This window comes from Pseudomonas sp. FW305-28 (assembly GCF_017351395.1).
In the GTDB taxonomy this organism is placed as follows: Bacteria; Pseudomonadota; Gammaproteobacteria; order Pseudomonadales; family Pseudomonadaceae; genus Aquipseudomonas; species Aquipseudomonas fluorescens_AA.
Genome location: NZ_JACNDD010000152.1, coordinates 1 through 15155, shown reverse-complemented (window position 1 = coordinate 15155; position 15155 = coordinate 1). Strand labels below are relative to the sequence as shown.

16 protein-coding genes are annotated in these 15155 nt (G+C 64.1%); 8 read left to right on the top strand and 8 right to left on the bottom strand.

The genetic code is table 11. The features are described 5' to 3' along the window. Positions 1 to 59: 59 nt before the first annotated feature. From J4E53_RS25665 to J4E53_RS25650, 4 genes are all read right to left on the bottom strand, one after another. Positions 60 to 566 carry a DoxX family protein gene (locus J4E53_RS25665; protein ID WP_103310720.1) on the bottom strand — a complete coding sequence of 169 codons (507 nt, stop codon included), beginning with the start codon at positions 564 to 566 and terminating at the stop codon, positions 60 to 62. Positions 567 to 583: 17 nt separating this feature from the next. After that, a complete protein-coding gene (locus J4E53_RS25660; protein WP_103310722.1) occupies positions 584 to 1216 on the bottom strand; it encodes a ferric reductase-like transmembrane domain-containing protein in 633 nt (210 codons plus the stop codon). Between the two features lie 322 nt (positions 1217 to 1538). Continuing rightward, positions 1539 to 2849 carry an ATP-binding protein gene (locus J4E53_RS25655; RefSeq protein WP_060742033.1) on the bottom strand — a complete coding sequence of 437 codons (1311 nt, stop codon included), beginning with the start codon at positions 2847 to 2849 and terminating at the stop codon, positions 1539 to 1541. Then, complete coding sequence (locus J4E53_RS25650) at positions 2846 to 3586, bottom strand: response regulator (RefSeq protein ID WP_003202589.1); 741 nt, start codon at positions 3584 to 3586, stop codon at positions 2846 to 2848. Before J4E53_RS25650 ends, J4E53_RS25655 begins: the two co-directional genes overlap by 4 nt. A 225-nt stretch (positions 3587 to 3811) precedes the next feature. Between J4E53_RS25650 and J4E53_RS25645 the strand changes: the two genes are divergently transcribed. The 3 genes from J4E53_RS25645 (at position 3812) to J4E53_RS25635 (ending at position 5999) form a co-directional block, all read left to right on the top strand. Continuing rightward, positions 3812 to 4075 carry a DUF2790 domain-containing protein gene (locus J4E53_RS25645; RefSeq protein ID WP_060742034.1) on the top strand — a complete coding sequence of 88 codons (264 nt, stop codon included), beginning with the start codon at positions 3812 to 3814 and terminating at the stop codon, positions 4073 to 4075. Between the two features lie 168 nt (positions 4076 to 4243). After that, a complete protein-coding gene (locus tag J4E53_RS25640; protein WP_103310211.1) occupies positions 4244 to 5452 on the top strand; it encodes a cytochrome c biogenesis protein DipZ in 1209 nt (402 codons plus the stop codon). A 217-nt stretch (positions 5453 to 5669) separates the two neighbouring features. Next, positions 5670 to 5999 (top strand): hypothetical protein, encoded by a 330-nt coding sequence (locus J4E53_RS25635; RefSeq protein WP_060743197.1) that lies wholly within the window; start codon positions 5670 to 5672, stop codon positions 5997 to 5999. A gap of 3 nt (positions 6000 to 6002) precedes the next feature. Here J4E53_RS25635 and J4E53_RS25630 read toward each other — a convergent pair whose 3' ends face one another. Continuing rightward, the gene (locus J4E53_RS25630; RefSeq protein ID WP_103310213.1) at positions 6003 to 7868 is read right to left on the bottom strand and encodes a sigma-54-dependent Fis family transcriptional regulator; all 1866 of its coding nucleotides are present in this window, start codon (positions 7866 to 7868) and stop codon (positions 6003 to 6005) included. A 343-nt stretch (positions 7869 to 8211) separates the two neighbouring features. On the opposite strand from J4E53_RS25630, the gene J4E53_RS25625 reads away from it, so the two are divergent. The 5 genes from J4E53_RS25625 (at position 8212) to J4E53_RS25605 (ending at position 13576) form a co-directional block, all read left to right on the top strand. Then, a complete protein-coding gene (locus tag J4E53_RS25625; protein WP_103310215.1) occupies positions 8212 to 9285 on the top strand; it encodes an ATP-NAD kinase family protein in 1074 nt (357 codons plus the stop codon). A gap of 2 nt (positions 9286 to 9287) precedes the next feature. After that, a complete protein-coding gene (locus tag J4E53_RS25620) occupies positions 9288 to 10265 on the top strand; it encodes a thiamine pyrophosphate-dependent dehydrogenase E1 component subunit alpha (RefSeq protein WP_103310216.1) in 978 nt (325 codons plus the stop codon). A 36-nt stretch (positions 10266 to 10301) separates the two neighbouring features. Further along, complete coding sequence (locus J4E53_RS25615) at positions 10302 to 11318, top strand: alpha-ketoacid dehydrogenase subunit beta (protein WP_060742039.1); 1017 nt, start codon at positions 10302 to 10304, stop codon at positions 11316 to 11318. Beyond that, the gene (locus J4E53_RS25610) at positions 11318 to 12430 is read left to right on the top strand and encodes an acetoin dehydrogenase dihydrolipoyllysine-residue acetyltransferase subunit (RefSeq protein WP_060742040.1); all 1113 of its coding nucleotides are present in this window, start codon (positions 11318 to 11320) and stop codon (positions 12428 to 12430) included. The genes J4E53_RS25615 and J4E53_RS25610 overlap by 1 nt, the downstream gene beginning before the upstream one ends. Before the next feature lie 81 nt (positions 12431 to 12511). Beyond that, the gene (locus J4E53_RS25605) at positions 12512 to 13576 is read left to right on the top strand and encodes a 2,3-butanediol dehydrogenase (RefSeq protein WP_256573690.1); all 1065 of its coding nucleotides are present in this window, start codon (positions 12512 to 12514) and stop codon (positions 13574 to 13576) included. A gap of 53 nt (positions 13577 to 13629) precedes the next feature. Here the strand turns inward: J4E53_RS25605 and J4E53_RS25600 are convergent, their stop codons facing one another. Genes J4E53_RS25600 through J4E53_RS25590 form a run of 3 tightly spaced genes read right to left on the bottom strand, consistent with a single transcriptional unit; the run spans position 13630 to position 15064 of the window. Beyond that, entirely contained in the window at positions 13630 to 14133 is a 504-nt protein-coding gene (locus J4E53_RS25600) for a DUF6644 family protein (RefSeq protein WP_103310218.1), read from the bottom strand. Continuing rightward, complete coding sequence (locus tag J4E53_RS25595) at positions 14133 to 14483, bottom strand: DUF6152 family protein (RefSeq protein ID WP_092327853.1); 351 nt, start codon at positions 14481 to 14483, stop codon at positions 14133 to 14135. The genes J4E53_RS25600 and J4E53_RS25595 overlap by 1 nt, the downstream gene beginning before the upstream one ends. A gap of 26 nt (positions 14484 to 14509) precedes the next feature. Further along, positions 14510 to 15064 (bottom strand): DinB family protein, encoded by a 555-nt coding sequence (locus J4E53_RS25590; protein WP_103310220.1) that lies wholly within the window; start codon positions 15062 to 15064, stop codon positions 14510 to 14512. Positions 15065 to 15155: the final 91 nt, after the last annotated feature.

Here is a 15155-nt window from a genome sequence, read left to right as displayed (position 1 = left end):
TGTGAGGTCGACTGACCCACTGCTATCGCGAGCAAGCTCGCTCCCACAAGGGTTTTTTGTCAGGCTTTACTTGGGTGAGACAGGCCGCTCTTCAGCAGTGCATCCACGCTCAGCTTCCCAGCCCCTTGCAGCACCAACGGCAGCAACGCCACCAGGTAGATCAACGGCAGCTTGAAGTTGCCATGTCCCTTGTTGGTAATCGCATAACCCTGGGCCAGTTCGCTCAAGCTCGACCAGTCCGCCGGCCAGTGTACGGCCGCGGTCGCCACCACGGTGACGACGATCAGCACCAGCGCCGACAGGCGCGTGCCCAAGCCAATCAACAGGGCGATGGCGCCGATCAGTTCGGCCCACATCGCCAGTTCCCAGTTCCACTGGGCCGGCACATGGTCGAAGGGGAACGGGAAGGCCGACTGGATCTCGGCGAACCAGTTCTCGCCATTCCATTTTTCCAGGCCGGATTCGAAAAACTCCCAGGCCAGGAACAGGCGCAGGCCCAGCGGCGCGAGCCAGGCGCCTGCCTGATCGAGATGAAGATGCAGTGTTTTCAGCACGTTTGAATACATGATCGGCCTCCCTGGGCTCAAGCGTGTTGCGGCCGTTGGCGGCGCTGAGTGGCTTGGGCCAGTTTGCCCACCAGGCGGATGGCGGTGGCGGCGCAGATCAGGCCGAACGGCAGCACGTACCAGTCGCTCATGGGAATGCGCTTGAAATTGGAGTAGGCAAAGATCGCCGCCAGCACCCACATACCGGTGACATGCAGGCGCTTCCAGGCCTTGAAGCCGATCAGGCGCGTGGTGCTTTTGAACGAGGTCAGGGCCAGCAGCAGGATGAATACGTAGCCCACGGTGCCAGGCACGTTGCCGAGGGGGGTGCGGCCGGGCCAGAACTCGGTATTGAGCTGGCCGTAGCTGTAGATCAGCACTGCGTGGACCAGATGGGAGAAGGCAAACGCCAGCCCGATGAAGCGTCGTTCACGCACCAGCGACCGGCTCAGGGGCGAGGGCACCAGCACCGCGAATGCCGAGGCGGTGAAGGCCAGCAAGAAGAGGAGGAAGGACGAACGAGCCGTGGCGCGAATGGCGCTGCGCACGCCTTCGGTGAGGTCCGGGTTGAGCACCAGGATCAACCCGGTCATCAACAGCACCAGGGCGGCGAGCAGGCTGAACAGCGACCAGCCCTGGAAACGAAGGGGAGATGCAGTTGCGGTAGGCATGTAAAGGCTCCTTGGAAGTCGAGGCCCGGTGGTGATGGCCGCCGGGGCATGAGGAGTCTTTCAAGCCGGTGTAAGCGGGGTGTGTCCACAACGCCGTATCGTGCAAGTTTGTGTATGCCCATCATCCGCAGACACACTGACATACAAACCCCCCTCCAAATCCAATACCCCACAGGGGGATTGGTAAGGCATCAAGCTGTGTGGCGCCTCGGAACAGTGTGGGAGCGAGCTTGCTCGCGATGGCGTCAGGTCAGTTGAACGGATGCCGGCTGATACACCGCTATCGCGAGCAAGCTCGCTCCCACAGAGGTTGTTGGTTGTGTCAGCTTGCGAAGGCCAGGCGCAGCTCGGCGCATAGGCCGCCGCCGTCGCGGTTGCTCAGGGTCAGTGAGCCGCCCATGGCGATCGCCAGTTGCTGGGCGATGGCCAGGCCCAGGCCAGTGCCACCGGTTTCCCGGTTGCGCGAGCTTTCCACCCGATAGAACGGTTTGAGCACCTCGGCCAGTTCCAGCTCGCTGATCCCGGGGCCACGGTCCAGCACCTGGATCACCAGTTGCCCGTTGGCGGCCGGTTGCACCTGGATCTGCGCCGCGCCGCCGAATTTCAAGGCGTTGTCCACCAGGTTGACCAGCACCCGCCGCAGGGCATGGGGGCGGGTGTCGATGACGGCGGCGTTTTTCCCGCACAGTTGCACGTCCTTGCCGGTGTCCTGGTAGTCGAACACCAGGCTGTCGAGAAACGCATCCAGGCTGATCCGACAACTGGCCTCGGTGGCACCGTGGATGCTGCGGGCATAGGCCACGCCTTCACGCACCAAGTGTTCCATTTCGCTCAAGTCGCTCCACAATTTGTCCCGTTCGATCCCTTCGTCCATGAACTCGGCGCGCAGCTTCATGCGTGTGATGGGCGTCTGCAAGTCATGGGAAATCGCCGCCAGCAACTGCATGCGCTCCTTGAGGTAGGCGGCGATGCGGTCCTGCATGGCATTGAAGGCCTTGGCCGCATGCACCACTTCGGTCGGGCCCTTTTCGTCCAGGCGGACGCTGTGGGCGTTCGGGTCGAGGGTTTCCACCGCCTGGGCCAGCCGGGTCAGGGGGCCGACGGCGATGCGCACGGCCAGCCAGGTGCAGCCGATCAACAGCGCCAACTGCCCCAGCAACACCATCGGCAGCCAGGGGGAGAGGGGCATCATCGCCGGGCGGACGTCGATGGTCAGCGGGCTGCCGTCCCCCAGGCGCAGGAGCGCCTGATAGTGCATTTTCGGCCCGGGAATCTGCTTGAAGGTCAGGCCATAGGCCTGGCCGATGGCTTCCTGGATCGAACTGACCGAGATCGGCGCATCGGCAAGATCCATCGGTTGCCCGGGCTGGCCTTCGTCGAGCAGGTAGCCATAGTTGCGCCGGGCGAGTTTCGGCAGCCAGGCCGGGCGTTCGGCGGCAGGCAGGCGGTCGAGAATGGCGACGGAGGTCGAGACATCGGTTTCCAGGTTGCCGAGCATGGTCGACTTGGCACTCTGATAGCGCTCGTAGTATTGGACACCGAAGGACAGGCCCTGGGCCAGGATCAGGCCGATCAGGAAGATCAGCGACAACCTCGAGGCCAGGGTCCGTGGCCAACGCAGCGGCAGACTCATACCGAGGCCTCGAGGATCTCCACCGGCAGCGAGAACACGTAGCCTTCGCTGCGCACGGTCTTGATGTAGGCCGGTTCCCGGGCGTCGTCCAGCAGGCGCTGGCGCAGGCGACTGACCAGCAAATCGATGGAACGATCGAACAGGTCGGCGTCCCGGCCCTGGGTGAGGTTAAGCAACTGGTCGCGGTTGAGCACCCGTTGCGGATGGTCGAGGAATACCCGCAACAAACGATATTCGGCGCCGCTCAAGGCAACCATGGTGCCGTCGGTGTCCAGCAGGTGGCGGGCGGTGGTGTCCAGGCGCCAGCGCCCGAACGCCAGCAGGCGACCACTTTCAGTGACCACCAGGTTGGGCGGCAGCATGCGGGTGCGGCGCAGCACGGCGTTGATCCGCGCTAGCAGTTCACGGGCGGCGAACGGCTTGACCAGGTAATCATCGGCGCCCATCTCCAGGCCGATGATGCGGTCGGTTTCGTCGTTGCGGGCGGTGAGCATCAGCACCGGCGTGGCCTTGTGCTTGCCGGCACGCAGCTCCCGGCACAGCACCAGGCCGTCGTCGCCGGGCATCATGATGTCCAGCACGATCAGGTCCACCGGTGTGGTTTCCAGGAAAGCGCGCATCTGCCGGCCGTCGGCGACGACGGTGGTGCGCAGGCCATTCTTCTTCAGGTAGTTGCCAACCAGCTCTCTGATCTCGCGATCGTCATCCACTATCAACACGTGATCGACATGATCCATGGTGTCCAGCTCCTCGGCGTTTCGTTGTGAGCAGTCTACAGGCGCCGGCCGGCCCGGCTCGCGGCGGTTTGTATTGCAGTGTATCTGGCGCGCGACGGATACACAGCGATGCAAAAAGCCACTGGGCTCGATACAGACGCGATACCTGCGCGGCATTCAATGGCACCCATCGAGGCAACACAACGCAGCCTCGGCAGATAAACCCCATTGAATCGAGGAATCGCCATGAACACCAAAGCCCTCTACGCCGCCTGCCTTTTCGCCGCGCTGAACATCTGCACCCTGTCGGCCCGAGCCGAAAGCAACGTGCAAACGCACAGCTACACCTACGGCACCCACCTGGACATCCAGAAGGTGCTTTCCCTTACCGAAGATGCCGAGCCGACCTGCGGCGTGGTCAACGCCCACATGACCTACCTGGATTCGGCAGGCCACGAGCAAGCGCTGGACTATCGCAAGTTTTCCGATAACTGCAGCAACCAGAACTGACCTGCTTTTGTGGCGAGGGAGCTTGCTCCCGCTGGGGCGCGAAGCGGCCCCTTTACTTTCCTGACGTACCCAGTTGTCAGGTCGATTTCGGGGGCTGCTGCGCAGCCCAGCGGGAGCAAGCTCCCTCGCCACAGGGTCTATGTCAGCCTTTTAGATTGAGGTGTTGCCATGCTTCTGATCGCTTTTCTCGGCGGGATCCTGACGATCCTCAGCCCCTGTATTCTTCCGGTGGTGCCGTTTCTGTTCGCCCGGGCCGATCGCTCCCGCGGCTCGGTGCTGCTGACCCTCGGCGGCATGGTGCTGACGTTCGCCCTGGTCTCCAGCCTGGCGGTGGTCAGTAGCGAATGGGTGGTGCGCGCCAGCAGTGTCGGCCGGCAAGTCGCCTTGGTGGTGATGGTGGTGTTCGCCTTGTCATTGATCTTCAGCCGGGTCGGCATCTGGCTGGCGCGGCCGCTGGTCAGCCTGGGCAATCGCCTGGACGCCGGGGCCGGGCGGATGGCCGGGCCGGTGGCCTCGGTGCTGATCGGGGTCGCCACCGGGCTGCTCTGGGCACCGTGTGCCGGGCCGATACTCGGGGTGATCCTGACCGGCGCGATGCTGCAAGGCGCCAGCGCACAAACCAGCCTGTTGTTGCTCGCCTACGGCCTGGGCAGCGCCTTGTCCCTGGGTACATTGATCCTGGCCGGGCGTGGGCTGGTCGGGCGCCTGAAACTCTCGCTGCCGATCACCACCTGGTTGCGCCGGGGAACGGGGGCGGTGGTGTTGCTGGCCGCCGTGGCGATTGGCACCGGGGCGGACGATCGGTTGTTGGCGGCGACTTCCTCCCAACCCTCGGCCACCTTGGAACAAGGCTTGCTGAAGAACGTGCCCAAGGTCATTGACTATGTGGTGAGCAAGGCCGGCGCAAGCTCTATGCCGGCCCTCGAATCCCAGGGCGCCATGCCTGCGCTGGACGGCGCGGTGCAATGGCTGAACTCGCCGCCGCTGAGCAGCGAGTCACTGCGGGGCAAGGTGGTGCTGGTGGACTTCTGGACCTACGACTGCATCAACTGCCAGCACACCTTGCCCTATGTGAACGGTTGGGCGAAGAAGTATGAAAAGGACGGGCTGGTGGTGATCGGTGTCCACACCCCGGAATATGGCTACGAGAAGATCATCGACAACGTACGCGAGCAGGTACGCAAACTGGACATCCACTACCCGGTGGCGATCGACAATCAGTATGCGATCTGGCGCGCCTTCAACAATCAGTACTGGCCGGCCCATTACTTCATCGATGCCAAGGGGCAGGTGCGCTACAGCCACTTTGGCGAAGGGCGTTACGGCGAGCAGGAGCAGGTGATCCAGCAGTTGTTGCAGGAGGCGAAGACGGGTTGATGACTAGAGCGAGCTTGCTTGTGCGAGGGGAATCTGTGGGAGCAAGGCTTGCCCGCGAAGCAGACGACTCGGTTTCAGATAGACCGCGCGAACTTCATCGCGGGCAAGCCTTGCCCCCACAGATTCCCTCGCCACAAGTCGATGTAGTGGTGCTGGCCCCTTGCTCATTTGCATCCAGTCAAACTTCTTTCCTTTCAGAAAGTTGGGCGACAAACCTATGCGTATTTCTATGTGGGTCGTAACGACGTTTCTCCTGGCCGCCGTCTCGCTTGGGGCCCAGGCCAAGGCGCTGACGCAGAACCAGCAGTCGGTGTGCCGCTGGGGTTCGGATATTGCGGCGGGCGCGCAGGCGTCGAAGCTTTCCGGCGTCAGCCTGTACGGCGCGCGCAAGAAGCTGCAAGTGCGCAAGTTTCCCCGGCCCTGGATGCGCATGACCGCCCTGGGCATTACCGAGCAGACTTACAACAGCGCTTCGCGCCTGAAGCCTGCTGCGGTCAAGCAGACCTACTACGAACAATGTGTCCGTCATGAGCTGGCACGCCGATAGGCCTCAGGCCGGGCTCCGGCCTGGCATCTCGATACCGTGCTGGTGCACCCGCCGATACAGGGTCGCCCGGGAAATGCCCAGGGCCCGGGCGGCGGCGGTGGGTTTCCAGCGGTGGCGCACCAGGGCATCGAGCAGCGCCTGGCGTTCCGGGCTGGCGCTCGGCTGCGGTCCATGATCGGCGGCGTCCGCGCGGTGCAATGACTCGGGCAGGTGGCTGAGCTGAACCACACTGGCTTCGCACACCGCGCAGGCATAGCGCAGCACATGGCGCAACTGGCGGATATTGCCCGGCCAGTGATAACCGAGCAGGCATTCCAGCGCCGCGCTGCTTAATTGCACCGTTCCCCCGCAGAGTGCCGACTCCTCGGCAAGCATTCGATTGATCAGCGCCAGCCGGTCGCTGCGTTCGCGCAACGGTGGTAGCTGGAAACGCGCGCCACCGAGGCGGAAATACAAATCCTCACGAAACTCGCCAGCGGCCACCAGGGTCTCCAGGTCGCGGTGGGTGGCGCAGATCACCTGGATGTCCACGGCCTTGCGGCGGGATGCCCCCAGCGGCGCCACTTCACCCTCGGCCAGCACCCGCAGCAGGCGGGTCTGCAAGGTCAGCGGCATGTCACCGATCTCATCGAGGAACAAGGTGCCGCCATCGGCCTGTTGCAGCAGGCCTTGCATGCCTTTGGCCGAGGCACCGGTGAAGGCGCCGGCGACGTAGCCGAACAATTCGCTTTCGATCAGGCTTTCGGGAATGGCGGCGCAATTCAACGCCACGAAAGGGCGATCACGGCGTTGGCTGGCTTGGTGCAACTGCCGGGCGAACACTTCCTTGCCGGAACCGGTTTCGCCCTGGATCAGCACCGGCAGGTTGCGATCCTTGACCCGTACCGCCAGGCGCAGGCTGTCGGCCAGGCGCGGATCGATCTCGGCCGGGGTCATCGCCACCCGCGGACGCGGATTGGCCCGCTGGCGGGGGGCGCTCAAGCGGCCATGCAAAGCGTGATCGAGGAGGCAGAGGCTTTCGTCCCGGGCCCGGTGCAGCCGTTGCTGGTCGAACACCTGGCCGATGTGTTGCGGCAACTGCCCGTAATGCTGCAGCAGGTAGTGGCGGGCGGCCGGGTTCAGGGCTTGCAGGCAACCGTCGTCATCCCAGGCGAACAGGAAGTCCGGCTGGCTGTCGACGTAGCCGGCGTTGCTATGGGCCCGTAGCACCCAGTAGCCCTGGGCACTGCTCATGAAAAACGCCTGCTCGATCTCCCGGGCGCTCTGCACCACCATTTGCCGGATCAGGTGCTGCGAGCGTCGATCATCCGGCGAGCGCACTGCCGAGACGTCCAGCACCCCGAGCAATTCGCCCTGGGGGTCGAAGACCGGTGCGGCGGAGCAGGTCAGGCCAATGAACGCCGCGCGGAAATGGTCGCGCTTGTGCACCGTCACCGGGGCTTTGCCCATGAGCACCGCCGCCACGCCACAGGTGCCTTCTTCACCCTCCGACCAACATGTGCCCAGGTACAGCCCAGCCTTGCGGCAGTCATTGCGGATCGTGGTTTCCACCCGATAGTCGATGGTCTGGCCCTGGGCATCGGTCAAGAGCACGCAGTAGTCGGCATCACGTACCCGGCCATGGAGGCGGGCCACTTCTTCACTGGCGATATTGAGGAACAGCTCGGAGCGCTCGCGGCATTGCTTGAGCACGTCCTGGGACAGGATGCGCGGGCCCTGCAGCGAACCGGGGTCCAGGTGATGTTGCTCCAGGGAGCGACGCCAGGAGTCGAGGATCAGGTCCGGGACCGGCAGTTGAGGCAATTGCGCCGCGTTTTTCACCACGCGGCTGACGCAATCCACGTGCGCCCGGGAGTGAGCGGAAAGCATAGGGGCCTCCGATTCAGCTTCTTGTCGTTGTGCGCACATTAAGCGCCGTTCGCCGGGTGCAGACAAGCACGACGGGGTGTGCGGGCAGATGTGAGACGCAACGTCTCAGCGTCTCGCGGTTACCTCGTGCAGGCTGACATGGAGCGTCTCAGCCGGGCTCGCTTGGCCTCATTGAACATCCCGCCTGGACCGCTCTGGCTCGGCTGTCTCCTGGACTTTTCCGGTAACTGGCACCGCCCTTGCTCTACCCCTGGAGCCCGCCTGACGGGTCATCCAATAATAACAACGAGGTGCCTATGTTCTCCTGCCCAGGCCGTTCGCCTGTTTCTCCCGCGGTGGCACCATGAGCCGCCGGCCACTGACCGTGGGCATCATCGCCAACCCCGCATCGGGCCGCGACGTGCGGCGCCTGACCGCCAATGCCGGGCTGTTTTCCAGCACCGACAAGGTCTCGGTGATCCAGCGCCTGCTGGCCGCTTTCGGTGCCACCGGCATCGAGCGGGTGTTGATGCCCACCGACATGATTGGCATGGCCGCCGCTGTGCTGAAGAACAGCCACAGTCGCCAGGCCCGTAGCAGCCACTGGCCGGCCCTGGAGTTCCTCGACCTGACCCTGCGCCAGACCGTCGAAGACACCCGCCAGGCCGCGCGCCTGATGGCCGAGCGCGAGGTGGCGCTGATCGCCGTGCTCGGTGGCGACGGCACCCACAAGGCGGTGGCCGCCGAAGTGGGGGACATCCCGTTGCTGACCCTGTCCACCGGCACCAACAACGCCTTTCCCGAACTGCGCGAAGCCACCAGTGCTGGACTGGCCGGTGGCTTGTACGCCAGCGGCCGGGTCCCGGCCCAGATCGGTTTGCGCCGCAACAAGCGTTTGCTGGTTTGCGACGCCGGACGTGGCCTGCGCGAAGTCGCCTTGGTGGACGTCGCCGTGTCGCCCCTGCGGTTTGTCGGCGCCCGGGCCATCAGTCGGGCACAGGACTTGGCCGAAGTGTTCGTGACCTTCGCCGAGCCGCAGTCCATCGGCCTGTCGGCGCTATGCGGCTTGTGGTTTCCGGTGTCACGCCAGGCACCGGGTGGCGCCTGGATGCGCCTGGACCCGCAATCCCCCGAAGCGTTGCTGGTGCCGCTCGCGCCGGGCCTGTTGCAGGGCTGTGGCGTGCTCGCCGCCGGCCCCCTGGAACCCGGTGTCGCCCACGGCCTGTCGCTCTCCAGCGGCACCCTGGCCCTGGACGGCGAGCGGGAAATCGAATTCAACGTTCATGACCGGCCCACGGTCACCCTCGATGCCGGCGGTCCACTGAGCATCGATGTCAACGCGGTGCTGGCCTACGCCGCGCAACAACGTTTGCTGGCCATCGGCCGCGAACACCCGCAACACCCTCTGAATCTTCAAGAAGACACCCCAGGAGAATAAAAATGTCGACACCGCTCACCCACGATCACCTGCTGCACGCCTATCAGGTGATGCGCACCATCCGCGCCTTCGAAGAGCGCCTGCACGTGGAGTTCGCCACGGGTGAAATCCCCGGGTTCGTCCACCTGTATGCCGGCGAAGAAGCCTCGGCCGCAGGCGTCATGGCCCACCTGGGCGATGACGATTGCATTGCCTCCAACCACCGTGGCCATGGCCATTGCATCGCCAAGGGCGTGGATGTCTACGGAATGATGGCCGAGATCTACGGCAAGAAAACCGGCGTTTGCCAAGGCAAGGGCGGCTCGATGCACATCGCCGACTTCGAGAAAGGCATGCTCGGCGCCAATGGCATTGTCGGCGCCGGCGCACCCTTGGTGGTCGGCGCGGCTTTGGCGGCCCGGCTCAAGGGCACCGACAGCGTCGCCGTGGTGTTTTTCGGCGACGGCGGCTCCAACGAGGGCGCGGTGTTCGAAGCCATGAACATGGCCTCGGTGTGGAACCTGCCGTGCCTGTTCGTCGCGGAAAACAACGGCTACGCCGAAGCCACCGCGTCCAATTGGTCGGTGGCCTGCGATCACATCGCCGACCGCGCGGCCGGGTTCGGCATGCCCGGTGTGACTGTCGACGGCTTCGACTTCTTTGCCGTGCATGAAGCCGCCGGGGCCGCCGTCGAACGCGCCCGTGCCGGGGAGGGGCCGTCGCTGATCGAGGTCAAGTTGACCCGCTACTACGGTCACTTCGAGGGCGACGCCCAGACCTACCGGGCCCCCGACGAGGTCAAGCACTTCCGTGAAAACCAGGACTGCCTGATGCAGTTCCGCGAGCGCACGACCCGGGCCGGCTTGCTCACCGTCGAGCAGTTGGACCAGATCGACAAGGAAGTGGACCTGCTGATTGAAAACGCCGTGTACAAGGCCAAGTCCGATCCCAAGCCTTCCTCGGCGGACCTGCTGACCGACGTCTACGTCAGCTATCCCTGAACGCCCTCCTGAACAACAAGAATAGAGAACTCCATCATGGCGAGAAAAATCAGCTATCAGCAGGCAATCAACGAAGCGCTGGCCCAGGAGATGCGTCGGGACTCAAGCGTGTTCATCATGGGTGAGGACGTGGCCGGTGGGGCTGGCGCACCCGGTGAAAACGACGCCTGGGGCGGTGTACTTGGGGTGACCAAGGGCCTTTACGACCAGTTTCCCGGGCGCGTGCTGGACACGCCACTCTCGGAAATCGGTTACGTCGGTGCGGCGGTCGGGGCCGCCACCTGCGGCGTACGCCCGGTGTGCGAACTGATGTTCGTCGACTTTGCCGGGTGCTGCCTGGACCAGATCCTCAACCAGGCGGCGAAGTTTCGCTACATGTTCGGCGGCAAGGCCTCCACGCCCCTGGTGATCCGTACCATGGTCGGCGCCGGCCTGCGCGCCGCCGCCCAGCATTCGCAGATGCTCACGTCCTTGTGGACGCACATTCCGGGGCTGAAAGTGGTCTGCCCGTCATCGCCTTACGACGCCAAGGGCCTGCTGATCCAGGCGATCCGCGACAACGACCCGGTGATCTTCTGCGAGCACAAGTTGCTCTACAGCATGCAGGGCGAAGTGCCGGAAGAGCTCTACACCATCCCCTTTGGCGAGGCCAACTTCCTGCGCGACGGCAAGGACGTGACCCTGGTGTCCTACGGACGCATGGTCAACACCGCGATGGACGCCGCCCGCAGCCTGGCCGGGCGCGGTATCGACTGCGAAGTCATCGACCTGCGCACCACCAGCCCGATGGACGAGGACAGCATCCTCGAAAGCGTGGAGAAGACCGGGCGCCTGGTGGTGATCGACGAGGCCAACCCGCGCTGTTCCATGGCCACCGATGTTTCCGCGCTGGTGGCGCAAAAGGCCTTCGGCGCGCTCAAGGCCCCGATCGAAATGGTCACCGCGCCGCACACGCCGGTGCCGTTCTCCGATGCCCTGGAAGACCTGTACATCCCTGACGCGGCGAAGATCGAGCAAGCCGTGCTCAACGTGATCGAGTGGAGCAAGCGCTGATGAGCCAGATTCATACCTTGACCATGCCCAAGTGGGGCCTGTCGATGACCGAGGGCCGGGTCGATGCCTGGCTCAAGGAGGAGGGCCAGGCCATCACCAAGGGCGATGAAGTGATGGACGTCGAGACGGACAAGATCTCCAGCAGCGTCGAGGCGCCGTTCTCCGGAATCCTGCGCCGGCAGGTTGCCCGTCAGGACGAAACCCTGGCGGTCGGCGCCTTGCTCGGCATCGTCGTCGACGGCGAGGCCAGCGACGCCGAGATCGACGCGGTCATCGAGCAGTTCCAATCCAACTTCGTGCCCGGTGATTCAGCCGATGAAGACAGCGGCCCGACACCGCAGAAAGTCGAGTTGGACGGCCGGGTGATTCGCTATTTCGAGCGCGGCGAGGGCGGTACGCCGTTGGTGCTGGTGCACGGTTTCGGCGGCGACCTGAACAATTGGCTGTTCAACCATGAAGCACTGGCCGTCGGGCGTCGGGTCATTGCCCTGGACCTGCCGGGCCATGGCGAATCTTCGAAAACCCTGCAACGCGGCGACCTGGACGAGCTGAGCGGCGTGGTGCTGGCCTTGCTCGATCACCTGGACATCAACGCTGTGCATCTGGTGGGGCATTCCATGGGTGGGGCGGTTTCGCTGAATGCCGCGCGCCTGATGCCCCAGCGTGTACGGTCGCTGACTTTGATCGGCAGCGCCGGGCTGGGCGCGCAGATCAACGGCGGCTACCTGCAAGGTTTCGTCGAAGCGGCCAACCGCAACGCCCTCAAGCCGCCACTGGTGCAACTGTTCTCCAATGCCGAGCTGGTCACGCGGCAGATGCTCGACGACATGCTCAAGTACAAGCGCCTGGAAGGCGTGGACGCCGCCCTGCGGCAACTGTCGGCGACGCTGTTCGCCGACGGCCGCCAGCAGGTGGACCTGCGCGAGGTGGTGCAGGCCGGTCACGTACCGACCCTGGTGATCTGGGGCAGCGACGACGCAATCATCCCGGCGGCCCACGGCGAAGGGCTGGCTGCCCAGGTCGAAGTGCTCCCCGGCCAGGGCCACATGGTGCAGATGGAAGCGGCCGAGCAGGTCAATCGATCGATTCTCGAGTTCATCGCACAGCACTGACCCAGCGGGCGGCGATGAATCGCCGCCCCATAAAATACTCTGGAGGCAACTATGAACGTTTCAATCAAGCCGACCCGCAGCATGCGCGCCGCCGTCTGGCATGGCCGCAACGACATTCGCGTCGAAGACGTGCCACTGCCGGTTTCGCCGCCGGCCGGTTGGGTGCAGATCCGCGTGCAATGGTGCGGCATCTGCGGCTCGGACCTGCATGAATACGTGGCCGGGCCGGTGTTCATCCCGGTGGACGCGCCGCACCCGCTGACCGGGATCAAGGGCCAATGCATCCTCGGCCATGAGTTCTGCGGCGAGATCGTCGAACTGGGCGCCGGCGTCGAGGGTTTCAGTGTCGGCGAACCGGTGGCGGCCGATGCCTGCCAGCACTGCGGTACTTGCTATTACTGCACCCACGGGCTCTACAACATCTGCGAGAACCTGGCCTTCACCGGGCTGATGAACAACGGCGCGTTCGCGGAGCTGGTCAACGTGCCGGCGAACCTGCTCTACAAACTGCCTGCCGACTTTCCGACCGAGGCCGGTGCGTTGATCGAGCCGCTGGCGGTGGGCATGCATGCGGTGAAAAAGGCCGGCAGCCTGTTGGGTCAGAACGTGGTGGTGGTCGGCGCCGGGACCATCGGCCTGTGCACCATCATGTGCGCCAAGGCGGCCGGTGCGGCCCAGGTGATTGCCCTGGAAATGTCTGGCGCCCGCAAGGCCAAGGCCCTGGAAGTCGGTGCCAGCCATGTGATCGATCCGAACGAGTGCGACGCCCTGGCCGAAGTCCGCCGCCTGACCGCTGGCCTGGGGGCCGATGTCAGTTTCGAATGCATTGGCAACAAGCACACCGCCAAGTTCGCCATCGACCTGATCCGCAAGGCCGGCAAATGCGTGTTGGTGGGCATTTTCGAGGAACCGAGCGAGTTCAACTTCTTTGAACTGGTCTCCACCGAGAAACAAGTGCTCGGCGCGCTGGCTTACAACGGTGAGTTCGCCGATGTGATTGCCTTCATCGCCGACGGACGCCTGGACATCTCGCCGCTGGTGACCGGGCGCATCCAGTTGGAGGAGATCGTCGGGCAGGGCTTCGAGGAACTGGTGAACAACAAGGAGCACAACGTGAAGATCATCGTCTCTCCCGCACGGATCTGAGAGCGCCCGGGTGGGCGATTTGGCGATGGCCGGCAGCGGTCGTCGCCTTTTTTTCAGGTATAAGCCAGCAGGCGGCCGCAGCAGATCACCGCGATCCATAGCGCCATGGACACCAGCGCCTGGGTTCTGGCCAGGCCGGGTGCCTTGTGGTGGGTGTTCCATTGCTGGACGCTGCGGTAGGTTCCAACGTGGAACACAAGGGCGTTGAGGCCCGCCGCCGCAATCAGACAGAGCTTGAGGGCGAAGACGGCGTTGCCGGCAAAGTCATGGGGGTGCGCGCTGAACATCATCAGCCCGGCAGGTACGATCAGCAGCAGGGCCGCAACGGCCCAGGTCAGCAGATGACGGGCCAGGGCGGTCACGGCGATGCCCTTGGACAGCCCCAGGATGCGCAGGTCGAACATCACCACCGCGCCCACCAGCACCGAAAAGCCAATGATGTGCACGACTTCCACCAGCGGGTAGAGCCACAGCTCGCTGCGCATGGCCACCGCCAGGGATGAATCCCCCAGCTGGTCCATCCAGCCTTGGGTCGCGCCAGTCTGGGAGGCCTGCATCAGCGCAACTCGGTGGTCTTGTCGTCGATGGTGATGCGTTCGGCGCGCAATTCGTCGGGCTTGTTGCGGTTTGCATAGCCGACCACGGTGGCCCGGTTACCCGCTTTGAGCATGTCTTTGGTCAGTCCCCGATTCTCCATGCGTGACGGCGGGGCCAGCACGACGGTCCAGGTTTTGTCGGTGGTTTGCAGGCGCACGTAGCCATGGGGATGGGAGTAACCGGCTTCCTTGATGGTGCCGTCGAGTTCCAATGGGGTGCTGGCGTCGTATTCGCTCCAACCGTGGTGAGCGAGTGCTGCCGTGGCCATCAGCATCGACGCCAAACCGATGCAACGAAGGATAACGTTCATGGCAAGGTCTCCTTTTGGGGGGCGGTTCAACCAGACACGTAATTGCGCCAGACCCGCCGTTCATCGAGTTGAAGCCGCTGTTCCTCGTCCTTGCGCAAGGGGCGGTCGCAATCGAGAAAGAACTCATCGAGTTGTGGCGGCTTGACCTGGGTGGCGCTGAGCATGGTGTGGACCTGCCCACGATGATGGATCTGATGTTCGAACAGGTGCAACAGCAGTCGGTCGATTCGTTCGAGCACCACCCCGTCGGCACGCACCAGGTCGACGGAGCGGGCGAGGTCTTTTTCTCGCAGTGATTCGCAGAAAGCCACCAGCCGCTGGTCGGTTTGAGCCTGGCTCTGCATGAGCTGGGCAAAGGGCAGGATCTCGGAGAAATCTTTTATCTGGCCGTCCCGGTCACCTTCCAGGGCGGTGAGGTAATAGCGGTCCACTTCCAGGATGTGGCAAAGCGTGGCTTGGATGGACGGGAAGAATCCCGTGCGCGGCGCGGCGTAGTCAGCCTCGCTCAACTGCGCGCAGGCGCCGAGCAGCCTGTGGTTGGCCCATCGGTTGTTCAGGGCCTGGGCCAGGAAATAGTTCATGGGCGGTCTCCCTGTTGTGTCCGCCACCGACAGTGTGGGAGCGAGCTTGCTCGCGATGAAGGCGGCACATTCAGCATAGTCGCTTCAGGCA